This is a genomic window from Klebsiella sp. JN_Kp126 (assembly GCF_033843325.1).
GTDB classification, from domain to species: domain Bacteria; phylum Pseudomonadota; class Gammaproteobacteria; order Enterobacterales; family Enterobacteriaceae; genus Klebsiella; species Klebsiella michiganensis.
This window is the reverse complement of record NZ_JAWXQV010000013.1, coordinates 1-6680: the sequence shown is the minus strand read 5'-3', so window position 1 is coordinate 6680 and position 6680 is coordinate 1. Positions and strand designations below refer to the sequence as shown.

The window sequence follows — 6680 nt, the reverse complement described above, 5'->3', positions numbered from 1 at the left end:
CAAAATCTATTCACACATGGTTACGTTTTGGGGAAATTATGAGGGGATCTCTCAGTGCTCAGCATGTTTGAGTGCTTTACTCGCCGCGGGTTGAGAAATATGTAAAACTTCAGCCGCACGCGTTAAGGAACCACAAGTCATTACAGCATAAAAGATATCGAGATGTCTTAATTTCATTCCATGTAGCCTACTGATTATTTATTTCTACGGACTATTCTAACGAATAAAGTATAAATAATCAGATATACTCGTCATAATTCAAATTTTGGTTTAGTTGTCACGAGAATTAATTCGTAAACGTGCAAGCTAAATAGATTGACTAGGGGAATATACGGGGTAAGAAAGCGGCTCGGCATACTGCCCTATAATAAATTGTTAGGAGAAGTACGCCGAGTAGTGTGTAGCTATTAGGTAAAGTATGTACCAATTTCAATAAATATTTTAATTAAGATACTGTTTGAAATATCAACAATAAAGGCACCGACCATAGGAACGACAAGGAAAGCTTTATGTGATGGTCCAAATGCTTTTGTGACTGTTTGCATATTCGCAATTGCTGTTGGTGTTGCTCCCATACCAAAGCCACAGTGACCCGCGCTGATCACGACAGCATCATAATCTTTGCCCATCATTTTGAAGGTGACAAAGCAGGCAAATAGCACCATGACAACAGTTTGTACAGCAATGATAATTAATACTGGCCCTGCCATGCTTGCCAATTGACCAAATTTTAATGACATTAACGCCATTGCCAAGAAAAGCGATAAAGCAACGCTACCTAATACATCGACGGTCGGCTCAAACACTTCGTGTTTAAATACATGAGTCAGTGTATTACGGATAATAATACCGACAAATAAACACCAGACAAAAGTAGGCAGTTGCAGAAAAGTATCTTTAAACAATGCACTGATATAGCCACCAACAACAATACAGATAATCAGCATTGAAATGGTTTCAATAACGTTATTTGCATTGATTTTTCTTTTGACGCTTGGTTGCTCAAAAGCTTCAACGATAGTGTCGCGCTCTTGCTCGGTTGTTTTAGGAATAGAGACCTTTTTCAAAAGATGACGGGCAACAGGGCCGCCAACTAAACCACCCAACACTAATCCAAGTGTTGCACAAGCCATCGCTAATTCAACGGCGCCTGTTACACCATATTTATCAGCGAGAATAGGGCCCCATGCTCCGGCATTACCATGACCACCTGTTAGAGTAATTGAACCTGCAATTAAGCCAATAAATGGACTTTCATTCATCATGACAGCCATACTCATGCCGACAGTATTTTGAATGGCGATTAGGATCGTTACTGCAATAGTTAATAGAACTAACGGCTTTCCTCCTTTAATCAGTCGAGAAAAGTCAGAACTTAGCCCGATAGAGGAAAAGAATGTGAGCATTAATAAACTTTGCAATGAAGCATCAAAAGTAAACGAATAACCTGATGTTTTATCAATAATTAACAGAACAATTGCAACAATAAAGCCACCAACGACGGCTTCTGGTATGTGGTTTTTTTGTAGGAACGGGGTAAATTTTACGACAAACATTCCTATGAGTAGCGCGATACATGCGACTAATAATGTATAACTGGCATCTAGGATCATTTTTTTACCTCTATTAGTTTACCAGAATTTTCACTATAACAATTTAACAATAGTGAAAAATGAAGTTACTTTGGTTAACTAATCTTTAACAATGAGTTTTATTAGGGTATCCATAACTTTTAGTTAATAGGGTCATAATTTTAGTGTGATCTTAATCATGAAATATTAAAAAGATTAAAATAACAACAATGGTATTTAATGATGGGTAAACCTAAATACCATGCGGGATCCGCACTATTTTCGGTGATAGCAAAAAATAAAAAAGTATAAATAATAAACAAAATTATAAGAGAAGGAGAACATGATAAGCGCAGGCCGAGCAATTTAAAGAAGTGTGATATACAACATAAAACAGCAGCATGACCTTTCTATATTTCGTTGCTTATCGAAGTGTTAATTTTCGGGTGGATTACTCTGTTTGTTGATTAATAACGGAGAAAAATATGATTGCTGTAATATTTGAGGTGCAAATACAACCCGACCAACAAACTCGCTATTTGACTTTAGCTGAGGAGTTAAGACCACTATTAAGTCATGTAGCTGGTTTTATTTCAATTGAACGTTTTCAAAGTCTAGCTACAGAAGGAAAAATGTTATCGCTATCTTGGTGGGAAAACGAATACGCAGTTCTGCAATGGAAAAATCATGTTTTACATGCGAAAGCTCAACAAGAAGGGCGAGAGTCAATATTTGATTTTTACAAAATTAGTATTGCTCATATTACTCGCGAATATTCATTTAAAAAGGACAAGGATAATGTTTGATGTTCACGTTGTTTTAGATAATCAAATAGGACAATTAGCATTACTAGGAAAAACATTAGGTAATAAAGGTATTGGATTGGAAGGGGGAGGGATATTTACGGTTGGTGATGAATGCCATGCTCATTTTCTTGTTGAACAAGGAAAGGAAGCTAAAATAGCGCTAGAGCAAGCTGGACTGTTAGTACTTGCGATCCGGACACCATTAATTCGTAAGTTAAAACAGGAAAAACCGGGGGAACTTGGCGAAATAGCACGAGTATTGGCGGAGAATAACATTAATATTTTAGTGCAATACAGTGACCATGCTAACCAACTGATATTAATAACGGACAATGATAGTATGGCTGCATCTGTTACGCTCCCTTGGGCAATAAAGTGAACTTGCGATGGCTAATTTAATACGAAAAGAGGTTACCTTTGAGTCCTCAATAGCCGCGATAGGGGCGGCTATGTCTGACATTTCACGAGTTAAAATACTCAGTGCTTTGATGGATGGGCGAGCTTGGACGGCCACTGAGCTAAGTTCTGTGGCGAATATATCAGCTTCAACGGCGAGCAGTCATTTATCTAAATTATTAGATTGCCAGCTAATCACAGTAGTAGCTCAAGGCAAGCATCGTTATTTTCGGCTAGCAGGAAAAGATATTGCTGAATTGATGGAAAGTATGATGGGGATCTCCTTAAACCATGGCGTACATGCCAAAGTTTCCACGCCAGTGCATTTACGAAAAGCACGTACTTGCTATGATCATTTAGCTGGCGAAGTTGCCGTTAAGATCTATGATTCCCTTTGTCAACAGCAATGGATCACTGAAAATGGTTCAATGATCACATTAAGTGGTATTCAATATTTTCATGAAATGGGAATTGACGTTCCTTCCAAACATTCACGTAAAATCTGTTGTGCGTGTTTAGATTGGAGTGAACGCCGTTTCCATTTAGGTGGGTACGTTGGAGCCGCATTATTTTCGCTTTATGAATCTAAAGGGTGGTTAACTCGACATCTTGGTTACCGTGAAGTTACCATCACGGAAAAAGGTTATGCTGCTTTTAAGACCCACTTTCACATTTAAGTTGTTTTTCTAATCCGCATATGATCAATTCAAGGCCGAATAAGAAGGCTGGCTCTGCACCTTGGTGATCAAATAATTCGATAGCTTGTCGTAATAATGGCGGCATACTATCAGTAGTAGGTGTTTCCCTTTCTTCTTTAGCGACTTGATGCTCTTGATCTTCCAATACGCAACCTAAAGTAAAATGCCCCACAGCGCTGAGTGCATATAATGCATTCTCTAGTGAAAAACCTTGTTGGCATAAAAAGGCTAATTGATTTTCGAGAGTTTCATACTGTTTTTCTGTAGGCCGTGTACCTAAATGTACTTTTGCTCCATCGCGATGACTTAGTAAAGCACATCTAAAACTTTTAGCGTTATTACGTAAAAAATCTTGCCAGCTTTCCCCTTCTAAAGGGCAAAAGTGAGTATGGTGCCTATCTAACATCTCAATGGCTAAGGCGTCGAGCAAAGCCCGCTTATTTTTTACATGCCAATACAATGTAGGCTGCTCTACACCTAGCTTCTGGGCGAGTTTACGGGTTGTTAAACCTTCGATTCCGACCTCATTAAGCAGCTCTAATGCGCTGTTAATCACTTTACTTTTATCTAATCTAGACATCATTAATTCCTAATTTTTGTTGACACTCTATCATTGATAGAGTTATTTTACCACTCCCTATCAGTGATAGAGAAAAGTGAAATGAATAGTTCGACAAAGATCGCATTGGTAATTACGTTACTCGATGCCATGGGGATTGGCCTTATCATGCCAGTCTTGCCAACGTTATTACGTGAATTTATTGCTTCGGAAGATATCGCTAACCACTTTGGCGTATTGCTTGCACTTTATGCGTTAATGCAGGTTATCTTTGCTCCTTGGCTTGGAAAAATGTCTGACCGATTTGGTCGGCGCCCAGTGCTGTTGTTGTCATTAATAGGCGCATCGCTGGATTACTTATTGCTGGCTTTTTCAAGTGCGCTTTGGATGCTGTATTTAGGCCGTTTGCTTTCAGGGATCACAGGAGCTACTGGGGCTGTCGCGGCATCGGTCATTGCCGATACCACCTCAGCTTCTCAACGCGTGAAGTGGTTCGGTTGGTTAGGGGCAAGTTTTGGGCTTGGTTTAATAGCGGGGCCTATTATTGGTGGTTTTGCAGGAGAGATTTCACCGCATAGTCCCTTTTTTATCGCTGCGTTGCTAAATATTGTCACTTTCCTTGTGGTTATGTTTTGGTTCCGTGAAACCAAAAATACACGTGATAATACAGATACCGAAGTAGGGGTTGAGACGCAATCGAATTCGGTATACATCACTTTATTTAAAACGATGCCCATTTTGTTGATTATTTATTTTTCAGCGCAATTGATAGGCCAAATTCCCGCAACGGTGTGGGTGCTATTTACCGAAAATCGTTTTGGATGGAATAGCATGATGGTTGGCTTTTCATTAGCGGGTCTTGGTCTTTTACACTCAGTATTCCAAGCCTTTGTGGCAGGAAGAATAGCCACTAAATGGGGCGAAAAAACGGCAGTACTGCTCGGATTTATTGCAGATAGTAGTGCATTTGCCTTTTTAGCGTTTATATCTGAAGGTTGGTTAGTTTTCCCTGTTTTAATTTTATTGGCTGGTGGTGGGATCGCTTTACCTGCATTACAGGGAGTGATGTCTATCCAAACAAAGAGTCATCAGCAAGGTGCTTTACAGGGATTATTGGTGAGCCTTACCAATGCAACCGGTGTTATTGGCCCATTACTGTTTGCTGTTATTTATAATCATTCACTACCAATTTGGGATGGCTGGATTTGGATTATTGGTTTAGCGTTTTACTGTATTATTATCCTGCTATCGATGACCTTCATGTTAACCCCTCAAGCTCAGGGGAGTAAACAGGAGACAAGTGCTTAGTTATTTCGTCACCAAATGATGTTATTCCGCGAAATATAATGACCCTCTTGATAACCCAAGAGGGCATTTTTTACGATAAAGAAGATTTAGCTTCAAATAAAACCTATCTATTTTATTTATCTTTCAAGCTCAATAAAAAGCCGCGGTAAATAGCAATAAATTGGCCTTTTTTATCGGCAAGCTCTTTTAGGTTTTTCGCATGTATTGCGATATGCATAAACCAGCCATTGAGTAAGTTTTTAAGCACATCATCATCATAAGCTTTAAGTTGGTTCTCTTGGATCAATTTGCTGACAATGGCGTTTACCTTACCAGTAATGTATTCAAGGCTAATTTTTTCAAGTTCATTCCAACCAATGATAGGCATCACTTCTTGGATAGGGATAAGGTTTTTATTATTATCAATAATATAATCAAGATAATGTTCAAATATACTTTCTAAGGCAGACCAACCATTTGTTAAATCAGTTTTTGTTGTGATGTAGGCATCAATCATAATTAATTGCTGCTTATAACAGGCACTGAGTAATTGTTTTTTATTTTTAAAGTGATGATAAAAGGCACCTTTGGTCACCAACGCTTTTCCCGAGATCTCATCTATTGAAACAGCTTGATAGCCTTTTTCAACAAACAATATTCGTGCTGAGTTAACCAGTGATTGATAGGTACTCTTAAAATTTTCTTGTTGATGATTTTTATTTTCCATGATAGATTTAAAATAACATACCGTCAGTATGTTTATGGTATCATGATGATGTGGTCGTGACAATCTTAAGAACATTTAGGTTATTTTATGTATATTGAACAGCATTCTCGCTATCAAAATAAAGCTAATAACATCCAATTAAGATATGATGATAAGCAGTTTCATACAACGGTTATCAAAGATGTTCTATTATGGATTGAACATAATTTAGATCAGTCTTTACTGCTTGATGATGTGGCGAATAAAGCGGGTTATACCAAGTGGTATTTTCAGCGGCTGTTCAAAAAAGTAACAGGGGTCACACTGGCTAGCTATATTCGTGCTCGTCGTTTGACGAAAGCGGCTGTTGAGTTGAGGTTGACGAAAAAAACTATCCTTGAGATCGCATTAAAATATCAATTTGATTCCCAACAATCTTTTACACGTCGATTTAAGTACATTTTTAAGGTTACACCAAGTTATTATCGGCGTAATAAATTATGGGAATTGGAGGCAATGCACTGAGAGATCCCCTCATAATTTCCCCAAAGCGTAACCATGTGTGAATAAATTTTGAGCTAGTAGGGTTGCAGCCACGAGTAAGTCTTCCCTTGTTATTGTGTAGCCAGAATGCCGCAAAACTTCCATGCCTAAGCG

At 38.4% G+C, this 6680-nt stretch carries 8 protein-coding genes and 2 pseudogenes; 5 read left to right on the top strand and 5 right to left on the bottom strand.

The annotated features are described in order from the left end of the window. Positions 1 to 57: 57 nt before the first annotated feature. Positions 58 to 177, bottom strand: a pseudogene (locus SIK97_RS00735) (LysR family transcriptional regulator); the annotation flags it as partial. 230 nt (positions 178 to 407) lie between these two features. Continuing rightward, positions 408 to 1613, bottom strand: coding sequence for a sodium/glutamate symporter (gene gltS, locus SIK97_RS00730; RefSeq protein WP_000599533.1), 1206 nt, complete (start codon positions 1611 to 1613; stop codon positions 408 to 410). Positions 1614 to 2056: 443 nt separating this feature from the next. On the opposite strand from gltS, the gene SIK97_RS00725 reads away from it, so the two are divergent. Genes SIK97_RS00725 through SIK97_RS00715 form a run of 3 tightly spaced genes read left to right on the top strand, consistent with a single transcriptional unit; the run spans position 2057 to position 3450 of the window. Further along, positions 2057 to 2377 (top strand): antibiotic biosynthesis monooxygenase family protein, encoded by a 321-nt coding sequence (locus SIK97_RS00725; RefSeq protein WP_000562370.1) that lies wholly within the window; start codon positions 2057 to 2059, stop codon positions 2375 to 2377. Next, entirely contained in the window at positions 2370 to 2756 is a 387-nt protein-coding gene (locus SIK97_RS00720) for a hypothetical protein (RefSeq protein WP_000460651.1), read from the top strand. Before SIK97_RS00725 ends, SIK97_RS00720 begins: the two co-directional genes overlap by 8 nt. A 7-nt stretch (positions 2757 to 2763) precedes the next feature. Beyond that, positions 2764 to 3450, top strand: coding sequence for an ArsR/SmtB family transcription factor (locus SIK97_RS00715; protein WP_001284954.1), 687 nt, complete (start codon positions 2764 to 2766; stop codon positions 3448 to 3450). Here SIK97_RS00715 and tetR(B) read toward each other — a convergent pair. After that, positions 3428 to 4051, bottom strand: a complete 624-nt coding sequence (gene tetR(B) / locus SIK97_RS00710; RefSeq protein ID WP_000088605.1) for a tetracycline resistance transcriptional repressor TetR(B) — start codon at positions 4049 to 4051, stop codon at positions 3428 to 3430. The two genes, SIK97_RS00715 and tetR(B), sit on opposite strands and share 23 nt — an antisense overlap. Before the next feature lie 81 nt (positions 4052 to 4132). Between tetR(B) and tet(B) the strand changes: the two genes are divergently transcribed. After that, the gene (tet(B), locus tag SIK97_RS00705; RefSeq protein ID WP_001089072.1) at positions 4133 to 5338 is read left to right on the top strand and encodes a tetracycline efflux MFS transporter Tet(B); all 1206 of its coding nucleotides are present in this window, start codon (positions 4133 to 4135) and stop codon (positions 5336 to 5338) included. Between the two features lie 112 nt (positions 5339 to 5450). Here tet(B) and tetC read toward each other — a convergent pair whose 3' ends face one another. After that, positions 5451 to 6044 (bottom strand): tetracyline resistance-associated transcriptional repressor TetC, encoded by a 594-nt coding sequence (tetC, locus tag SIK97_RS00700; RefSeq protein ID WP_000428546.1) that lies wholly within the window; start codon positions 6042 to 6044, stop codon positions 5451 to 5453. An 87-nt stretch (positions 6045 to 6131) separates the two neighbouring features. On the opposite strand from tetC, the pseudogene SIK97_RS00695 reads away from it, so the two are divergent. Further along, positions 6132 to 6527: pseudogene (locus tag SIK97_RS00695) on the top strand (helix-turn-helix domain-containing protein); the annotation flags it as partial. 30 nt (positions 6528 to 6557) lie between these two features. On the opposite strand, the gene SIK97_RS00690 reads toward SIK97_RS00695, so the two are convergent. Further along, on the bottom strand, positions 6558 to 6680 hold a 123-nt coding region (locus tag SIK97_RS00690), incomplete at its 5' end, for a hypothetical protein (protein ID WP_224119096.1).